This is a genomic window from Streptomyces doebereineriae (genome assembly GCF_031845645.1).
GTDB classification, from domain to species: domain Bacteria; phylum Actinomycetota; class Actinomycetes; order Streptomycetales; family Streptomycetaceae; genus Streptomyces; species Streptomyces canus.
Genome location: NZ_JAVREZ010000622.1, coordinates 1 through 255, shown reverse-complemented (window position 1 = coordinate 255; position 255 = coordinate 1). Strand labels below are relative to the sequence as shown.

The 255-nt window shown below is 68.2% G+C and carries 1 pseudogene; it reads left to right on the top strand.

Annotated features, from left to right (window positions below):
• Positions 1-255, top strand: a pseudogene (locus RNB18_RS53560) (RNA-guided endonuclease TnpB family protein); the annotation flags it as partial.

Genomic DNA, 255 nt, shown 5'->3' with positions numbered 1-255 from the left:
GGCTGGGCGCGCAGGCAGCCCAGCACGTCATCAAGAAGACGTGTGATGCGTACACCACGTTGAAGGCGAACCTGAGGGCCGGAAACCTCGGCAGGCCCGGCTCCACGCGCTACCGCCGGGCCGCCGATAAGCCAATCTCCTTCCGCCCGCAGGGTGCGCAGCCTTACGACGACCGGATGCTGTCCTGGCAGATCCCCGGCCGCACGGTGTCGATCTGGACCACCGGCGGGCGGGTCAAGAGTGTGGCGTTCACCG